This is a genomic window from Streptomyces sp. NPDC014734 (assembly GCF_043083325.1).
Taxonomy (GTDB): domain Bacteria; phylum Actinomycetota; class Actinomycetes; order Streptomycetales; family Streptomycetaceae; genus Streptomyces.
The window spans coordinates 192501-210894 of record NZ_JBIBYN010000015.1 but is presented as its reverse complement, the minus strand read 5'-3'; the positions used below and the strand labels follow the sequence as shown (position 1 = coordinate 210894).

Annotated in this window: 9 protein-coding genes; 6 read left to right on the top strand and 3 right to left on the bottom strand. The window is 69.0% G+C overall.

Translation table 11 applies throughout. The features are described 5' to 3' along the window. The 3 genes from ACF1CT_RS23675 to ACF1CT_RS23665 form a co-directional block, all read right to left on the bottom strand. Window positions 1–1403: beta-ketoacyl synthase N-terminal-like domain-containing protein (locus ACF1CT_RS23675; RefSeq protein ID WP_391785909.1), on the bottom strand; the 1403-nt coding region annotated here is incomplete at its 3' end. A gap of 17 nt (window positions 1404–1420) precedes the next feature. Next, on the bottom strand, window positions 1421–6007 hold the full coding sequence (locus tag ACF1CT_RS23670) for a beta-ketoacyl synthase N-terminal-like domain-containing protein (RefSeq protein ID WP_391785908.1): 4587 nt from the start codon (window positions 6005–6007) through the stop codon (window positions 1421–1423). Beyond that, on the bottom strand, window positions 6000–9191 hold the full coding sequence (locus ACF1CT_RS23665) for an amino acid adenylation domain-containing protein (RefSeq protein ID WP_391785907.1): 3192 nt from the start codon (window positions 9189–9191) through the stop codon (window positions 6000–6002). The genes ACF1CT_RS23670 and ACF1CT_RS23665 overlap by 8 nt, the downstream gene beginning before the upstream one ends. Before the next feature lie 1079 nt (window positions 9192–10270). Between ACF1CT_RS23665 and ACF1CT_RS23660 the strand changes: the two genes are divergently transcribed. From ACF1CT_RS23660 to ACF1CT_RS23635, 6 genes are all read left to right on the top strand, one after another. Further along, window positions 10271–11425: a pyridoxal-phosphate dependent enzyme gene (locus ACF1CT_RS23660; protein WP_391785906.1), complete on the top strand. Its 1155-nt coding sequence runs from the start codon at window positions 10271–10273 to the stop codon at window positions 11423–11425. Window positions 11426–11497: 72 nt separating this feature from the next. After that, complete coding sequence (locus tag ACF1CT_RS23655) at window positions 11498–12634, top strand: acyl-CoA dehydrogenase family protein (RefSeq protein ID WP_391785919.1); 1137 nt, start codon at window positions 11498–11500, stop codon at window positions 12632–12634. A 191-nt stretch (window positions 12635–12825) separates the two neighbouring features. Then, on the top strand, window positions 12826–14145 hold the full coding sequence (locus tag ACF1CT_RS23650) for a condensation domain-containing protein (protein WP_391785905.1): 1320 nt from the start codon (window positions 12826–12828) through the stop codon (window positions 14143–14145). A 243-nt stretch (window positions 14146–14388) separates the two neighbouring features. Next, window positions 14389–16158: an ABC transporter transmembrane domain-containing protein gene (locus ACF1CT_RS23645; RefSeq protein ID WP_391785918.1), complete on the top strand. Its 1770-nt coding sequence runs from the start codon at window positions 14389–14391 to the stop codon at window positions 16156–16158. Beyond that, complete coding sequence (locus ACF1CT_RS23640; RefSeq protein WP_391785904.1) at window positions 16155–17945, top strand: ABC transporter ATP-binding protein; 1791 nt, start codon at window positions 16155–16157, stop codon at window positions 17943–17945. The genes ACF1CT_RS23645 and ACF1CT_RS23640 overlap by 4 nt, the downstream gene beginning before the upstream one ends. Window positions 17946–18040: 95 nt before the next feature. Next, the gene (locus tag ACF1CT_RS23635; protein WP_391785903.1) at window positions 18041–18394 is read left to right on the top strand and encodes a phosphopantetheine-binding protein; all 354 of its coding nucleotides are present in this window, start codon (window positions 18041–18043) and stop codon (window positions 18392–18394) included.

Genomic DNA, 18394 nt, shown 5'->3' with positions numbered 1-18394 from the left:
ACATCCGCCAGATCAGGACACCCCCTCCGCAAAAACCCCACCAACCGGTCCGTCACCCGCTCCAACGCCTCCGCCGAACGCGCCGACAACACCAACGACTCCACCCCACGCACACTCGACGAACCCCCCTCCACCAACGGCGCCTCCTCCACCACCACATGCGCATTCGTCCCACCAAAACCAAAAGCACTCACCCCCGCACGACGCACCCGCACCGAACGACCCCACTCCCCCAGAACCGACTGAACACGAAAAGAACCACCAACAAAATCCACATCCGGATTACCCCGACAAAAATTCAACGACGGAGGAATCACCCCACCCTCCAGAGCCAGCACCACCTTCAACAGACCCGCAACACCCGCAGCAGCATCAAGATGCCCCACATTCCCCTTCAACGACCCCAACCCACACACACCAACCCCACCAAAAACCCGCTCCAACGCCTGAACCTCGATGGGGTCTCCCAGCACGGTTCCGGTCCCGTGCGCCTCGACATAGTCGATGTCACCGGGTCCGATGCCCGCGTCCGCGAGTGCGGACCCGACGGCGGCGGCCTGGCCGCTCACGCTGGGCGCGGTGAAGCCGACCTTCACCGCACCGTCGTTGTTGACCGCCGACCCCTTGATCACCGCACGGATCGTGTCCCCGTCCGCCAGCGCGTCCTCCAGCCGCTTCAGCACGACCACACCCACACCACTGCCGAACACGGTCCCCCGCGCCCCGGCGTCGAACGGACGAACATGACCGTCCGGAGAGAGAAACAAACCCTCCTGATACACATAACCCGCACCTCGTGCGGGGTCCACGTGCACACCACCGGAGAGAGCCATGTCGCAGTCACCGGCGAGCAGGCTGCGGCAGGCCGTGTGCACCGCGACCAGGGCGGTCGAACACGCGGTGCGCAGCGAGATGCTGGGGCCCGTCAGGCCCAGTTTGTAGGAGACCCGGGTCGAGAGGAATCCCAGCTCGTTCCCGACGAGGACCTGAGTGGGGCCCACCGCCTCCACCAGGTCGTGGTGGGAGTGGACGTGTTGCAGGTAGCGGTTCGCGCCGGCTCCGCCGAAGACACCGACGCTTCCCCCGTACTGCTCCGCGTCGTACCCCGCGTTCTCCAACGCCTCCCAGGCCGTCTCCAGGAACAACCGATGCTGCGGATCCATGATCTGAGCCTCGCGCGCCGTGTACCCGAAGAACTCCGCGTCGAAGAGATCAACCCCCTCGAACCGCGGCCCCGCCTTCACATACCCCGGCTGCCCGAAGACCTCGGGCGCCACACCCGCGGCCTCCAGCTCCTCATCGGTCAAGGGAACAACCGACTCCACACCATCACGCAGATTCGCCCAGAACTCCGCCAGATCACCCGCCCCGGGAAAACGCCCCGACATCCCGACAATCGCCACACCCCCGCGGCCCGCCCTCACCGCCCCTCCCTCAGGCCCTCGACAAGTTCGCCGAGTGTGCGGACGGTCGGCCCTTCGTAGACGATGGTCAGCGGGACGGCCACGCCCAGTTCCCGGCGCAGTCGGTGGACCACCTGGAGTCCCAGCAACGAACTCCCTCCGAGTTCGAAGAAGTTGTCGTGGATCCCGACCTCGGCCACACCGAGGAGCTCTTGCCAGATGGCGGCGACCTCGCACTCCGCGTCGCTCACCGGAGGGACGTACGGGTTGCGGAGATGGGGACGTTCGTGGAGGCGTACCGTCGTCGCGTCGTCGGCGACGGGCGCGGACCACACCTCCTGTCGCCGCAGGAGGTCTCCGGTGGAGACGACGACCTGTGGCTGTGGAGCGGCGTTCAGCAAGGCGTGGAAGACTTGGCGTCCCTCGTCCGGAGTGAGTGCCAACTCCCGTATAGCAGCCCCTAGTTCGGACTCCTCTCTGCTCCGGCCGGAGAAGAGCCAGGCCTCCCAGTTGACGCTGGTCCAGGGAAGTTCCGGGCAATGGAATCGCTGGGCGAACGCGTCCTGGACGGAGTTGGCCGCGGCGTAGGCGGCGAATCCCAGACCGCCCAGCAGCGCGGCGATGGAGGAACAGAGGATCGCGAAGTCCAGCCGCTGGTCCGCGAGTGTCCCGTGCAGGACCCGCGTGCCGTGGAGCTTGGGCCCGAAGTGCCACGAGCTCTCCCGCGCCCCGAGCTCCGCGATGCTCCTGTGGGCATCCGGTCCCGTGGTGCCGGCGCAGTGCAGCACGCCGGAGAGGGGGCCGAGCGTCTGGACGATCCTCTCCTTGGCCTCCCGCATGGCAACCGGGTCGGCAACGTCGGCAGACACCACCATCACCCGGGAGCCGAGGTCCTCGATCGCGCGAACCGCGGCGATCGTCTCCTGGACCGCCACCGGATGCCGCTCCTCGTCCCAGGTCTCCCTGGGCGGCAGACCCGTTCTTCCGAGCAGGACCAGGTGCACCCGGTCGAGTTCGGCGAGGGCGTGCGCCATGAGAAGGCCGATCCTGCCCAGACCACCGGTGATCAGATAGACCCCGTCGCGTCTGACCGGTGCACCGCTCCTGGCCGGGAGACCGGTTTTGAGGTAGGTCGGCTTCCAGTAGTGGCGGCCCCGCAGGGCGAGCGTCGGTTCGGCGGCCGGGCGGACCAGTTCCTCGACCAGGCGGTCCGCCGTGGCCGCGGCCTCCAGCGCCTCGTCGGGGCCCAGGTCGACGTGGACGCAGTTCAGCGACGGGTACTCCTGCGTCAGTACCCTGCAGATGCCCGATACCGCGGCCTTCGGGGGACAGAGCACTTCGTCCCCGATGACCGAGTACACCTCGGTGGACAGCACGTCCCATCGTTGCGGCCGTGTCATCAGCTCGGTCCCGGTCGCCTGCGCCCACTGGACGAGGCTGTCGAAGGCCCGGTGCAGCAGGGCGCGCACGGCCCGGGGTTCCTCCGCGTTCCGGGCGTCGTTCCCCACGGCCAGGCAGTGGACGACCCGGTCGGGAAGCCCGCCGTCACCGCGCAGCGCCTCGGCCAGGTTCACGAAGTGGGCCGGCTGCCCGGGGTCGAGAACGTACGCGCGGTCGGCCTTGCGCGTCCACGCGTGGCCCGCGGCCACGACGTGCACGGTCGCGCCCAGACGTTCCAGCCGGTCCGCCACCCGGCGGCCGACTCCCTCCTCGTCCGTGAAGACGAGCCAGTTCCGGTCGGCGAGCCCGGCCGGCGGAGTCGATGCCCCGGCGCCCAGGCGTTGCCATGACGGAGTGTGGAACCACTGGGGCAGGGAGCCGCACCGCTCCTGCCCGGACGTGTTCCCGGGCCGGACCGCTCCGGGCTCCAGCCAGTAGGTGCGGCGCTGGAAGGGGTAGGTGGGCAAAGGGATCCGTCTGCCGGACGGAACGGTCGGTGAGACATCGCGGTGCCCCGCGAGCCAGAGGCGTCCTGCCGCGTCGAGCAGCGAGGCGCGGGCGCTCCGCCCGGGCGGTGTCCTCGTCAGCGACGGGACGACGACCCGGTCGGTGACCGCCGCCGCGGGGTGCTGAAGGGCGTCCGTGACATGCACGGGGGCGGGGCTGATCTCGACGACGGCGATGTCCGGCACGGACCAGAGTGTTTCGATGCCATCGGCGAAGCGCACGGTCGAGCACATGTGCTCGACCCAGTAGTCGGGGCTGGTGGCTTCCTCGGCGGTGATCCAGGTGCCGGTCCGGTTGGAGACGAACGGTAGGGACGGCGGGTTCAGCCGCACGGAGCGGAGCACCTCGCGGTACGGCTCGGCCACGGGCTCCATCAGGGGTGAGTGGAACGCGTGGCGGGTGGTCATGCGGCGGGACACGATGTCGGCTCCGGCCAGCTCCCGGCCCACTCGCTCTATGCCCTCGACGGTGCCGGACAGTACGCAGCTGTGCGGGCCGTTGACGGCAGCGAGAAAGACGTCGTCGTCGGTGTAGGCAGTGACGGAATCCTCGCTCAGCGGCACCGCGAGCATCGCGCCCCGGCCCTGCTCCTCGATCCGTCGCGCACGCTCCACCACGAGGCGCAGGGCGTCGGGGAGCGAGAACACGCCGGCGACGCACGCCGCGACGTACTCGCCCAGGCTGTGACCGATCATCACCCCGGGCTCCACGCCCCAGGCCTTCCAGAGTTCGACCAGCGCGTATTCCAGCGCGAACACCGCCGGATATCCGAGGCGCGGCTGGTCGAGCGGATGCTCGCCGGGCTCGGGCTGCAGCAGGAGACGCCGGAAGTCGTCCGGCGGCCGGCCGGCCCCCGCTGTCGCGGAGTCGTCAAGGAGCAGAGCGAGCACGTCCTCGTCGAGCAACCGCCCCAGATGGTGGGCGCACCGGTTCAGCGCCTCCCTGAACACCGGCTCCCGGTCGTGGAGTTCGCGGGCCGCCCCGGGGTACTGGGAACCGAATCCGGCGAACATGAAGGCGACCGGCCGATCCGGCGCGTCGGGGGCGACCGCGGTCAGCACCCGTCCGTCGTCGCGGGCTTCGAGTGCCGCGACGGCCCCGTCCGTTCCCGCGCACACGAGCATCCTCCTGAACGGGAAACTCCTGCGCCCTTCCTTCAGTGTGAACGCGATGTCCGCGAGGTGCTGTTCGGGATGCGATCGGAGATGGTCGTGGAGGCGGTCGGTGGCCGCCTCCAGCGCCTCCGCGCTCTTCGCGGACATCACGAGCAGTTGTTCTTCGCCCCCGGAGGCGGGGCGGGGAGGCGTCGGGACCCGTGGGGCCTGTTCCACGATGAGGTGAGCATTGGTCCCGCCGAGCCCGAAGGAGCTGACCCCCGCTCGACGAGGTCCTTCGTGGTCCGGCCACGGAAGTGGTGCGGTGTTGACGTAGAAGGGGCTGCCTTCCAGGTCCAGCCTCGGGTTGGGCGACTCGAAGTGAAGGGTGGGGGGAATGTGCCCGTGCTCGACCGCGAGCACGGTCTTGATCAGCCCCGCGACGCCCGCGGCCGAGTCGAGGTGCCCGATGTTGGTCTTCGCCGAGCCCACGGCGCAGTGGGAGGCACCGACATCGCCGAAGGCCGCGGTGAGCGCGCGGATTTCGATGGGGTCACCGAGAGGGGTGGCCGACCCGTGCGCCTCCACGTAGCGGATGCTCTCCGCCGGAACATCCGCGTCGGCAAGCGCGGTGGCGATGGCCTCGGCCTGGAGGGTGGCGCTCGGTGCGCTGAACCCCGCCCGCCTCGCGCCGTCGTTGTTCACGACGCTTGCCTTGATCACGGCGTGGATGTGGTCCCTGTCGGATATCGCGTCCTTGAGACGCTTCAGCACGACCATCCCGGCGCCGTCGCCCCCCACGGTTCCCCGGGCGCGGGCGTCGAACGTACGGCAATAGCCGTCCGGTGAGAGCATGCCGTCCTGGCGGTAGACGTATCCGTCGCGCCTCGTGTCGTCGATCGCCACTCCGCCGGCAAGCACCATGTCGCACTGGTAGGCCAGTAACGCCTGGCATGCCTCGGCGACGGCGACCAGAGAGGTCGAGCACGCGGACTGGATGTTGACGCTGGGCCCCTCCAGGCCGAGCTTGTAGGAGATCCGGCTGCTCAGGAAGTCCGAGCGGTTGCCGATTGTCACTTGCTTGTCGTTCAGCAACTCGGCCGCACGGGGCTGCGTCGCTATGTTGTGGAGGTAGTAGGTGTTGTTTCCCGCTCCGGCGAACACACCGGTCCTGCCGCCATAGCGTTGCGGGTCGTGCCCGGCGCTCTCCATCGCCTGCCAGGCGCACTCAAGCAGTACCCGATGCTGCGGATCCATCAGTTCGGCCTCACGCGGCGCGTAGCCGAAGAATCCCGCGTCGAACGTGCGGGCGCCTTCCAGCACATAGCCGAATCGCACGTGTCCGGGATTGCCGAGGACGACCGGATCGACTCCTCGGGCGATGAGCTCGTCTTCCTCGAAGCGTGTGACGGAGCAGGTTCCCGCCCGGAGATTGCTCCAGTACTCCTCGACCGTCTCGGCACCGGGGAATCGCCCCGCCATGCCGATGACGGCGATGTCCAGGCTGTCCTCGAACCCGTCGGCGGCGTGGGAAGCCGCCTCGCCCGTGCCGGCGTCACTCATGCTGACCTCGCTTGGCTCGCAGCTGTCGTTGACGACGTTTCAGGAGGGCGTTGTGCTGCGGTCCCCCGGCCTTGCCGATGTGCGGTGCGGTGGGTTGTTCCCGTTTCGAGAAGTACTCGGCCTGCGCCCGCACCGTGGCGTACTCGAAGAGGTCGAGCAGGTCGATCTCTCGCCCCACTGCCCGCCGGAGCCGGAACTGAAGCTCGACCAGGAGCAGTGAGTGCCCGCCGACATCGAAGAAGCTCTGTTCCGCACCCACCTCATCGACGTGGAGGATCTCTCTCCACACGTCGGACACCTGCCGCTCCAGCTCGTTCATCGGGACCGGCGGGGATGCGGAAGGGGCGGGTCCGGCAGGTCTCGGCAGGGCCCTGCGGTTCACCTTGCCGTGCTCGGACAACGGGAACTGCGCAAGGCGGACCACCGCTTGGGGCACCATGTGCGGGGACAGTCTCTCCCTGATGTGGCGCCCCAGCGCGTCGGCGCTGAACGCCTCGCCGTCCCGCGGTTCGACGTAGGCGACGATCCGCCGGTCTCCCGGAACGTCCTCACGAACGACGGTCGCGACCTGCCGTACCTGTCCGGAGCTCATCAGGGCGGCGTCGATCTCGCCGAGCGACACACGGAAGCCGCGAACCTTGATCTGATCATCGCGGCGCCCGAGGAACTCGATCAGGCCGTCGGGCAGACGGCGCACGATGTCGCCGGTCCGGTACAGCCGGGCGCCGGCCCGGCGCCCCAGGGTGTCGGGGACGAAGGAGGCTGTGGTGAGGTCGTCCCTGCGGTGGTAGCCGCGGGCGAGGTGTGCGCCACCGATGAGGAGCTCTCCCGCCACACCGACCGGTGCGGGGCGGCCCGCGCGGTCGACCACATGAGCCTGCGTATTGGGCAGGGGGACGCCGATCGGCGCGGTGGTCCACTCGGAATCCATGTGCTCGGCCACGGCCAGGGTCAGCACCCCCACCGTGGTTTCCGTGGGGCCGTAGTGGTTGAAGACCCGGCAGTGGGGGACCATTCGCTGCAGCCCCCTCAGCCATGCCCAGTCGGACGCCTCACCGCCGACGACGAGGAGTCGCCGGGGCAGCAGGGCGGTGAACCGGGGAGACGCCTGCAGTGCTCTGAGGTGCGACGGGGCGATCTTCAGGCAGTCGACCGGTCGGCGCCGCGTCCACTCGGCGAGCCGCTCGGCGTCCAGCGCACGTTCACGGGTGATCATGTGCACCTCCCCGCCGGTGCACAGCGGCGGGAAGAAGGCCGTGACGCTGGAGTCCACCGTCAGGGGCTGGACCATCGCGAAGCTGAGGGGTTCCTCGATGCCGAATCGTGAGATGACGCCGTAGGTGTAGCTCATCAACTGCCCGTGCTCGATCACCACTCCCTTGGGGCGGCCCGTGGAACCCGAGGTGTAGAGGAGATACGCGGCGTGCGACACGTCCTGGCGCCCGGCTGCCGGATTCCGTGCCGGACGTTCCCGCAACACCGCCCATTCGGAGTCGAGTTCGATAACACGCCGCCCGTCGTCGCGGCTCGACGGCACCCCCGGTCCGCGGGTCAGGACGACTCCCACGTCGGCGTCGTCGAGAATGGCCCCTCTCCGTGAGGGCGGGTCACCCGGATCGACCGGAACGTAGGTGCCGCCGGCCTTGAGCACACCGAGCACGGCCACGGCCAACTGGGCGCTGCGGTCCATGCAGAGCCCCACGGTCTTCTCGGGCCCCACTCCGTGCTCCACGAGAAGATGCGAGAGCTGGTTGGCCAGCTCGTTGAGCTCCCCGTAGCTGAGGCTCAGGTCCTCGTCGCGTACGGCCGTCGCGTCCGGGGTGAGTTCCGCCTGCGCCTCGAAGACCTGGGGGAACGTCATGTCCGGCACGTCGACCACCACATCGTTCAGCGCGGCGGCCCTCGCGACCTCCTCATCGGTGAGGAGGTCGAGGTCCCGCACCTGGCGGTCGGGGTCACCGGCGGCGCTGTGAGCGAGGCGGAGCAGGTGCTCCACGGCGCGGTCGGCCGTGGATCTGTCGAAGACGTCGGTGGCGAAAGCGAGGTGACCCGAGAGCTCCCCGCCGCTGTCGAGCAGACGCAGGGCCAGGTCCTCCAGGATGCGGTCTCCGGTCGCGGGGACGGCTTCGCACCTGAGACCCGCGGGTCCCTCGGGATACCACGCGGATCCGAAGGAGAAGGCGGGGTCGACGAAGGCTGCGGGTCCAGAATCCCCCGCGGCTCGCCCCGGGCTGGAATCCTCCCGCTCAAGAGCGCTCGTCACATCCCGTCGGACCTGCCGTACCAGCTCCCGGAAGCTCGATTCCTCGTCCACCTCGATCCGAACCGCGACGGATGTCTCGAAACACCCGAGCTCCCTCGCGGTGGCGGGTGAGTCCCGGCCCGGCGACAGCACGGAGACCCGGGGGCCCGGCCGGTCGCCGTACCGGCACAGCAGCACGGCGTAGAGGGCGAGCATCACGGTCCCGAGATCCGCGCCGTCGCCCGCCGCCAGGCCGCGCAGACCGCCCGCGGTCGCGGCCGGAACCACGAACGGCACCGAACCCGCCCGCCAGTCGCGCCGGGCAGGGCGCGGCCGGTCCACGGGAAGCTCCGCCATCGGCGCCGCCGGTCCGGGAGGCGCTCCGGGAGTCGGCCGCGCCGCATCCGATGCGGTGGCCGCCCGCTCCGGCCACCCCCGGACTCCCCGTACCTGCCCGGTCGGCCCGCTCGATCCGCCGAGGAGGGCCAGCGCCCGTCGCCAGAAGATGTCGGCCGAGGCGGTGTCGATCGCAAGCCGGTGAAAGACGAGCAGCAGGTAGTGCTCACGTCGGCCGGTGCGCATCAGACAGCCCCGGGCCGGCGGCCCGCAGGCGAGATCGAACGGTTCGGCCAACGCCTGCGCTGTCAGCTCCTCCCGGCGACGCACCCGCTCGTCCCGGTCCAGCTCGCTCAGATCATGCCGGGCGAGCACCCAGGTGTCCTCGGTGTTCGCGTCCCGTGTCTCCGTCCGTACGAGGCGTCCGTCAACGGTGCCGAACCGCGCGGCGAATGCCGCCTGACCCGACGCGGCGGCGCGCAAGGCGCTCTCCAGGGCCTCCCGACGCAGCTCACCGGTCAGCCGCACGAGAAGCGGCACGTGCGAGAGGGAGCCGCCCGGCGCCAGTCGTTCGAGAACCCACAACCGCTCCTGCGCCGCGGACATGTGCGTGGACGTGCCCTGCCGTCCTGTCTCGGGTGAGCCGGTACGCGCTGAAGAAGGATGCGTCATGGGGCTGCCTCGGGAAGTCGGGGTGCGGAAACGGCTCCCTCCCGTCACGGGGTGGGGCCGGCGATCCGGTCGCGGAAGCCTGCTCGCGTGCTGCGCTGTCTGCCGGTACCGCCGACGAGGCCGGCTCCGACGGCACATGGACGGGCGACGCCTCCTCCGGTCGTGCTGACGTGACGGGGCGCCGGGTGGCGGCGCGGGCGGCAGCCGCGCCGCCCACGCGTACCGGCCCGAACTGAGAACAAGACATCGGTGCGGTTCGGCTCGAAAACCGAATTTCGACCTGCGGACATCGAAACCTGTGCGATTGCCCCGGAACTCAGATCAGCCCGAGGAACTCGCAAGCACGCGCGGGGAAGGAATCGCCCACCGGATCAACCGCTCACGGCCGACGGATCGGCGTCCCGGGAGTATTGCGGGCCGGAATCAGCCGCGTGGCCGTATCGCCACGTCAGCGCCGCGTTCCCTTCTCTCTTCGAGCAAGCAATTGCAGCAATCACTGACCGGAACCCCCTTCCTGCACCATCACGTGTCTCTGTGCATCCTGCGCAGAGACGGTCACGGTCCGCAAGACTGATCACGGTGCCAGATCGATTGCTCCAACAGAAGACCCCCAAAGGAAGATCGGCCATTTCTCCGCGATTCATCCATTGGAGATCGCCGGATTTGCACCCTTGATGTCAGTGCGGCAACGATTGCACCGATGCTATGCCCTGACATGCCTCCCCACGGGTTGCCCCAGCCGGCACACCAGACGTCCGCAACTCACCGCATTGGCACCTTTGGAGCAATCCGTGCAGATTGCACGGATGCGAAGACGGCAATAGATAATGCAGCCGATCAATCCACTTCCCCTGCCCGCCCGAAGCCAATATGGTGAGGCTGGTCTGCCCCCATCCACACGAATGTCATGAGCGCCGTTCGCCATACTTCGGGGGACATGCGCGTCCCGTCCTTCAGCCACGAGCTGACCAACGTCCGCCCCACCGGCGCACAAGGGAAGGTAATGGCGCAGCGTGCAGTTGAATGAGCACCACTCCCGTGCGAGTAAATACTATCTCGCATGCGTCGACTGCGATTGGCAGTGCGATGCGGAGTTCAGGCTCCGATGCCCTGCGTGCCGGGGAGCCCTGTCACCCCAATTCAACCCGAAGAATGCCGAGCCGCAAAAAGCGAGCGAGCCGGAGCTTACATACTTCGACTTCCTCCCGATCACGTCGAGACGTTTCCTCGACCCCGGGATCAGCCTCCCCACGCCCTGTCGGCCGGCAGCCGCGCTGGGTGCGGAAATCGGATTGCCGAACCTCTGGCTGAAGGACGAGTCCCGCCAGCCCACCGGCACCACCAAGGACCGGCTCGCCTCCGTGGTCCTGGCAGTTTTCCGCGAGTTCGGGATCAAGGAATGGGTGGCATCGAGCACCGGTAACAGTTCCACCGCTCTCGCCCGTGCCGTCCGGCGCGACCCGTCAATGCGCGCGCACTTCTTCTGCGGTCGCGATTTCGTCGACGCCCACCGGTTCGGGACCAGCGACCGCATATCACTGACGATCGTGGACGGGAGTTACGCGGATGCCAGCCGAGAGGCGCGCACCTTCGCCGAGGAGTCCGGACTCGTCTGGGAGGGAGGTTTCTTCAACTGGGCACGCAGGGAAGGACTCAAGCTCGCCTACCTGGAGGCCTTCGACGCGATGGCCCGGCAGCCCGACGTCGTCGTGCAGGCCATCAGCAGCGGCATGGGAATGATGGCCGCGCACAAGGGGGCGGCGGAGTACCTGGCCGCGGGGAGGATCACGTCGATGCCCCGCTTCCTGATGGTGCAGCAGGACACCTGTGCCCCCATGGCCGAGGCCTGGCGGGAGGGGCGCGGGGAGCTCACCGAGAGCGATGTCATCGATCGCCCCACGGGGCTGGCGAGGGCGATCCTGCTGGGTGACGGAAGAGCGACCTACCCGTACATGCGCGATATCGCGCGTACGTCGGGCGGCGGCATCGTGTCGGTCACCCAGGCCGAGCTGGCAGCGGCGCGAAGGCTGATCCGCGAGCGCGAGGGCGCGGAGGTGTGCCATGCCGCGGCAGCGACGATCGCCGCGCTCCGCACCGAGGCGGCGGCAGGCCGTGTCACCGCGGACCAGGTGGTCCTGGCGAACCTGACAGGCCGGTCCCGACCCTGAACCCCACGACTCCCGCCGCTTGGCCGCAACCGTGTGATCGCGTGCCCGGATCATTTTTCGCGAGGTATCTTGATGCTGAATCACTTCACTCAGGAACAGACCGAGACACAACGCACTTTCCGTCAGTTCGCTGATCGCACGCTGATGCCGCACGCAGCCCGGTTCGACAGCAGCCAGTTGATTTCGCGTGACGTCATTTCCGCGCTCGCCGAAAATGGGTACATCGGGTCCATGATTCCGGATGAGCTGGGCGGATCCGGCTTGCCCCAGGTGGAATACGGGATTCTCTCGGAGGAGCTCGGGAGAGCCTGCCAGTCGGTGCGGAACTTCGTTGCCGTCCAGGACATGGTCGTCCACTCGATCGAGAAGTGGGGCACGTCGCAGCAGCGGAATCAATGGCTGCCCCCCGTCATGGCCGGAGAGAGCACCGCGGCGTTCGCGCTCACCGAGCCCGGCGTCGGCAGCGACGCCGCAGCAGTTGAAGTGACCGCAACCGCGCACGGCACGGAATTCGAACTCGACGGCACCAAGGAATGGATCAGTTTCGCGCAGCTCGCCGATGTCTTCATAGTGTTCGCGCGACTCGACGGGCGCCACACGGCGTTCCTCGTCGAACGCGACACCGAGGGGCTCGTCGTCGAACCCATGGACGGATTGCTCGGTCTGCGCGCTTCGATGCTCGGACGCGTCCACTTCGGCGGCTGCCGCATCCCGGCGGAGAACCTCGTCGGAAACCCCGGTACCGGCCTGGCCTTCGTGGCGTCCAGCGCACTGGACCTGGGCCGGTACAGCACGGCCTGGGGCTCCGTCGGCCTTTCCCAGGCCTGCCTCGAAGCCTGTGTCGAGTACACAGGCCGACGTCGGCAGTACGGAACGGAGATCAAGAACCACCAACTCGTGCAGCACATGCTCGCCGACATGATCACCGACACGACGGCTGCCCGTCTGCTCTGTCACCACGCCGGTGTCAGCAAGGAGAAGGGTGACCTCGACGCCCCCAACCACACTCTCATGGCGAAGTACCGCGCTTCGACGGTGGCCGCCAAATCCGCCTCCGACGCGGTACAGCTGCACGGTGCCCGGGGAATCGGTTCCGCTTCGGCCGTGCAACGCCACTACCGGGATGCGAAGGTCCTGGAGATCATCGAGGGAACCACTCAAATGCAGCAGACTCTCCTCGGGCAGTTCGCCCATTCACTCACCCGCTGATTCCTCGCCCACGTGGACGGGGGACAGCCGGGCGCGCACGAGACGGTTGTGCGCGGCAAGAGGAACAACTGACACAGGAATCCAGCCGACTTCAACGAAATATGGCCGAAGGAACAGGCAGTCGTGCACGACCGCGTGCGAGAATCCTCCACCGGTGCCGGCCGCACCGAATGGCCAGAAAGGGGCGCTTGGTGAACGTCGAACGGACCGGCCCTGTCACCCACGGACAGTTGTCCGTACTGCGCTCACTTGAGTCGTACGGAACGACCGGGCAGGCCGTGGCCAATCTTGTCAGCATCTGGGACATACCCGCGGGCGCGAGCGTCGCCCACGCGGCCGATGCGTGGCAACAACTCGTCACGGCGCACGAGTCGCTGAGGACGGTCTACTCCACCGGCCACGAGCGCCCCGCCCAGTCCGTTCTCGCACCCCGGGCGGCTTCCGTGCCGGCAGTGGAGGTGCCCGATGCCACCCACGGCGCCACCCGGGATCTGGCGGCCACGTGGGCGGCCGAGCCCCTCGACATTCGTCAGGGGCCGCCCTGGCGTGCCTTTGTCGCCGTACACCGCGGGGCCCCGCTGTACCTGGTCACCGTGATCCACCACATCGCCGCCGACAACACGGCCCTGCACATTCTTCGGGAACAATTCGAGCGGCTCGCCATGGGCGAGGTCCTGGGACCGCAGGAACAGCCCGTGGACCTGGCACTCGCCCAGCTGGAGGACGGCGACGACTCACGCGCCGTACGCCACTGGAGCCGCCACTGGGACGGGTTCTCGCCGGAGGACCGGCAGGAGGGCGATGTGAGCGTGCGCCGTCGTGCGACTCTCCACAGCGTCGAGGGACTCCGGGCCGCCGGACATGTCTCCCGGCGTGCCGGCGTGTCCCTCCAGACGGTCGTCCTCGCGGTCGGCGCCGTCGCCCTGGCACGGGTCAGGCGACGTGACCGGATCACCTTCGGTCTCATGGCCGCGAACCGGCTCGACGAGCGGTGGTCGTCCTTGGTCAGCTCGCTCAACCAGTGCGTCCCGCTGTCCGTGCGCGTCGACGAGGAAGCGGCACCTGACGATTTCCTGCGCACCACCTACCAGACGAGCATGAATGCCTATCTGTACGGCTGCTTCGACGTCGACGTCCTGAAACGGGACCTCAACGAGTCGGGGCGACGGGAGACAGATCCGACCTTCTTCTCGTCCCACTACAACTTCCTCGGTCCGGGGGACGGCGAACCGCCGCTCGACTCCCCCCTCCGCACCGGATGCGTGTGGCGCGCCTCCACACAGCGCATCGGTCCCAACTTCCATCTGGCGGTCGCTGTCGAGAGCGGAATCCTGATCGGGGTGGGGGCCAGCGTCGACTTCCTCCCCGGCGACCTGCCCGCGGTCCTCGCCGCGTCGATCGAGGGCGGGCTGGTGGCCCTGGCGGACGAACCTCCCGAGTCGCTTCGCGAACTGCGGCTCGCCCCTTGCCGCGACATCGGGAGGTCTTCGTCTTCCCGAGTTCCGAACTGACCGAACAGGGCCCGTCAACGGGTCCTCGTCCAGCCCGTCAGAACCCCGCGCACACGCAGCGCCTGGTTCGCTTCATGGACGAGACCCCCTCTCCCTCCGGTGCCCGCGCCCGAGCGGAGTCGAGGCGGATGTGGACGTGAAGCATTATTCGATCGATCGATTCCGAGGGGAAGAGGCACGTTGCCGAAAGCAGCGGTGACAGACGAAGGGCGCTTCGCCCCTCGGGGCGAGGCGGACCGCGCGCTGACAGATCCAGCGGCGCATCCCGGAACTCCGGACCTACGCGGCCCTCTTCGGTACATCTGGTGGCTGGTCGTGAGCCAACGCAGGAGGGTTCTGGCCGGCGCGTTGCTGGGCAGCGGCTGGATGGTGGGTCTCATGATCCCGCCGTACTTGCTGTCCCGCGCCATCGACGACGGCCTGGCGGCCGGTCATCGTGCGGCGCTCGTCGGCTGGGCGGGCGCGCTGCTCGGGGTCGGTGTCCTCAACGCCTGGCTCGCCATCATGCGTCACCGCGTCATGACCAGGATCCGGATGAACGCCGCCTTCCGGTCGGTGCGCGTCGTGACGGAGCACATGACACGCCTCGGCGCCGTGCTCCCCCGCCGCGTATCGTCCGGTGAGGTCCACGCCATCGGCTTCGGCGACGTCGCACGGATCGCCAACGTCCTCACCATCACCGGGCCGGGACTGGGCGCCGTTCTCGCCTATGTCGTCGTGGCCGTACTGCTGCTTGCCATCTCCCCCCTGCTCGCTCTCCTCGTCCTCCTCGGAGTTCCGGTGCTCGCCGTTCTGATCGGCCCCCTGCTGGGCCGGCTGCAGGGCGCGGAGTCGACGTACCGGGATCACCAGGGACACCTCACCTCCCGGCTCGTCGACATGACCGAGGGACTGCGCGTGCTCAACGGGATCGGCGGGAAGAGCGCCTTCGCCGAGCGCTTTCGCGGTCACTCCCGGCGGCTCACTGCCGAGGGGTACCGCGTCGGTTCCGTGACCAGCTGGATCCAGGCTCTCGGCGTGGGGTTGCCGACCCTGTTCCTCGCTGCGCTCACCTGGATCGCGGCGAGAATGGCCGCCGAGGGCTCCCTCACACCGGGCGAACTGGTCTCGGTCTACGGCTACGCGGCCGTGCTCGTGGTCCCGGTGTCGTTCTTCATCGAAGGCGGATACGACCTGAGCCACGGTGTGGTCGCGGGGCATCGCCTCATTCGCTTTCTGTCCCTCAAGCCGCTCTCGGCCGATCCCGCAGCGGGTGTGGACGGGCCCGGGGAACCGGCCGTCCTGCATGACCCGGTCTCCGGTGTGGAGGTGCGTCCCGGGAAGTTCACCGCGCTGGTGAGCGCACGCTCCAAGGACTCCCTGGCCGTGGTCGAACGCTTCGGCCGGTTCACGGACTCGGAGGCCACGTGGGGCGGCATTCCCCTGAGCCGGGTGGCGCTGAGCCAGATCCGCCGGCGCATCCTGGTGGCCGACCACTCGGCCGCCCTCTTCGCCGACACCCTCCTCGGTGTCATCAGCGGCCGATCGGAGCGGGACAGCGCCGCCGTGGAGCAGGCCGTCGACGCCGCGATGGCACGCGACATAGTGCTGGGTCTTCCGGACGGGTTCCAGTCCGGCATCCGGGCAGGCGGCCGCAACCTGTCCGGGGGCCAAGGGCAACGGGTGCGTCTGGCAAGGGCGTTGCTCGCCGAGCCGGAGGTGCTGATGGCCATCGAGCCCACCTCGGCGGTGGACGCCCACACGGAGGCGGCCATCGCGGCCGGGCTGCACGCCCACAGGGCCGGCCGTACCACCCTCGTCGTCACGGCGTCCCCGCTGGTGCTCAGCCGCGCGGACACCGTCTGCCACCTCGTCGACGGGAAGGTGGCCGCCACCGGCAGCCACAGCGCGCTGCTGGCCTCACAACCCGATTACAGGAAGCTCGTCTCACGAGGTATGGACGACCTCGACGTCCCCCCGCACCGCGGCCCGGTCGCGCCGTCCGGCCACGAGACAGAGGAGACCGGCCGATGACCTCCGACCCCACTGTCACGGATGACCCCGCGCTTCCCGTCGCCGGGCGGTCGCGGACGTTGCGTGCCGCCCGCGACCTCGTCCGCCGGGACCGGCGAGCGTTCACGGCCATGCTGCTGCTCAACGCCCTCGCGGTGGCCGCGGGGCTGGTCGGGCCATGGCTTCTGGGCCAGATCATCAATCACGTGCAGGACGGTGCGGGCGTCAGGGCCGTCGACCGGCTGGCCCTGTGGATCCTGGTCGCCGCGGTGGTACAGCTCCTGCTCGTCCGCTACGCCCGGCACGTGGGATTCCGGTTCGGCGAACGGACGCTGGCCCGGGTACGCGAACAATTCGTCGACCGGACCCTGGCCCTGCCCGTCTCCACCGTCGAGCGGGTCGGCACGGGCGACCTGGCGGTACGCGGCACCACCGATGTGGGCGCGGTGGGCACGGCGCTGCGCGACGCCAGCGCCGACGTGTTCATCGCCGCCCTCCAGGTACCGCTCATCCTCGGGGCGGTCTTCCTGGTCAGCCCCCTGCTCGGTGCCTGCGGGGTGGTGGGTCTCGCCGGCATCTGGGCCGCCGTCCGGTGGTACCTGCGCCGGGCCCACACCGCGTACTTGGCGGAGGGCAAGGCCAACGCCGCTCTCGCGGAGGAACTCGCGGCGACCGCCGCCGGCGCGCGCACGATCGAGGCCTTCGGGCTCGAACAACGCCACGTCGCGCGGTGCCTCGAAGCGATCGACACCTGCTACCGGACCCGTTCGCGGACGCTGCGCCTGCGCACCGTCCTCTTTCCGTCCGTCGACATCTCCTATGTCATCCCCGTGGTCGGTGTGCTTCTGCTCGGCGGCGTGCTCCACGACCGGGGGCTGGTCAGCCTCGGCGCGGTGGCCGCCTCGGCTCTGTACATGCGCCAGCTCTCCCAGCCGCTGGACACCCTCCTCCAGTGGCTCGAACTCCTTCAGTCCAGCGGCGCGTCGTTCGCCAGGGTCGAGGGCGTGGGCCTGCTCTCCGGGGCGCAGGCGCGAACCTCTCCCGCCCCCGTCGTGGACCACCCGGCCGACAACCGCATCGAGCTGGCGCACGTCTGCTACTCCTACGACGGCCTGCATCACGTGGTGCGCGACATCGACCTCACCGTGCGGCCGGGTGAACGGCTCGTCGTCGTGGGCCCGTCGGGTGCCGGCAAGACCACCCTGAGCCGTCTGCTCGCCGGGGTGGACAAGCCGCGGACGGGGACGGTGACCGTCGGCGGAGTACCTGTCTTCGACCTGCCACCGAGTACGTTGCGCAGCCAGGTCGCCCTGGTCACCCAGGAGCACCATGTCTTCATAGGAACCCTGCGCGACAACCTGTCGATGGCGGCCCCCGGAGCGACGGACGCCGAGCTGACGCAGGCGCTCGCGGCGGTCGGCGCCCACTGGGCGGCCCGTCTGCCCGAGGGCCTGGAGACGAAGCTCGGTGCGCACAGGCACCACCTCACCGGGTCCCAGGCACAACAGCTGAGTCTGGCGCGAGTGCTCCTGGCCGACCCTCACACACTCATTCTCGACGAGGCGACCGCGCTCCTCGATCCGCGAACGGCGCGGCGTACGGAGCGGACACTGGCGAAGGTGCTGGAAGGCCGGACGGTCATCGCCATCGCGCATCGCCTGCACACCGCCCACGACGCCGACCGGGTGGCGGTGATGGAGGACGGACGGCTCACCGAACTCGGCAGCCACGACGAACTCGTCGCGGCGGACGGTGCCTACGCCGCTCTCTGGCGCTCCTGGCACGGGGGGTCGGCGATTCCGTCCTGAAGGGGAACGGTCCGGCTTCCACGCGGGGGCGTCCCCGCGAACAGTCCGGCGTCGGAAAAGACACAACGGCACGGGTGACAACGATGGAGGCACTGATGACGGAAGAGACCTCGGGCCCGGAGCGGGGGACGGCGGAGGAGAACCTTCTGCGGACGTTGTACGCCGAGATCCTCAAGGTGGATTCGGTCGGGCCGGATGACAGCTTCTTCGCCCTGGAGGGCGACAGCGTCGCCGTTCTGCGACTCGTCGGCCGGGCTCGCGAGGCCGGCCTGGACATCGAGATCCGGGACGTCTTCGACGCGAAGACGGCGAGGGGTCTGGCGACCGCGGCCCGGACCGCCCGCGACCGGGCGAGGACCGCGCGGCAAAAGCCGCCCGAAGCCCCGCCGCGTCGGGCGTCGTTGAGCCAGGCGGAACTCGACGCAATCGCCGCGGAGATCAAGGGGTAG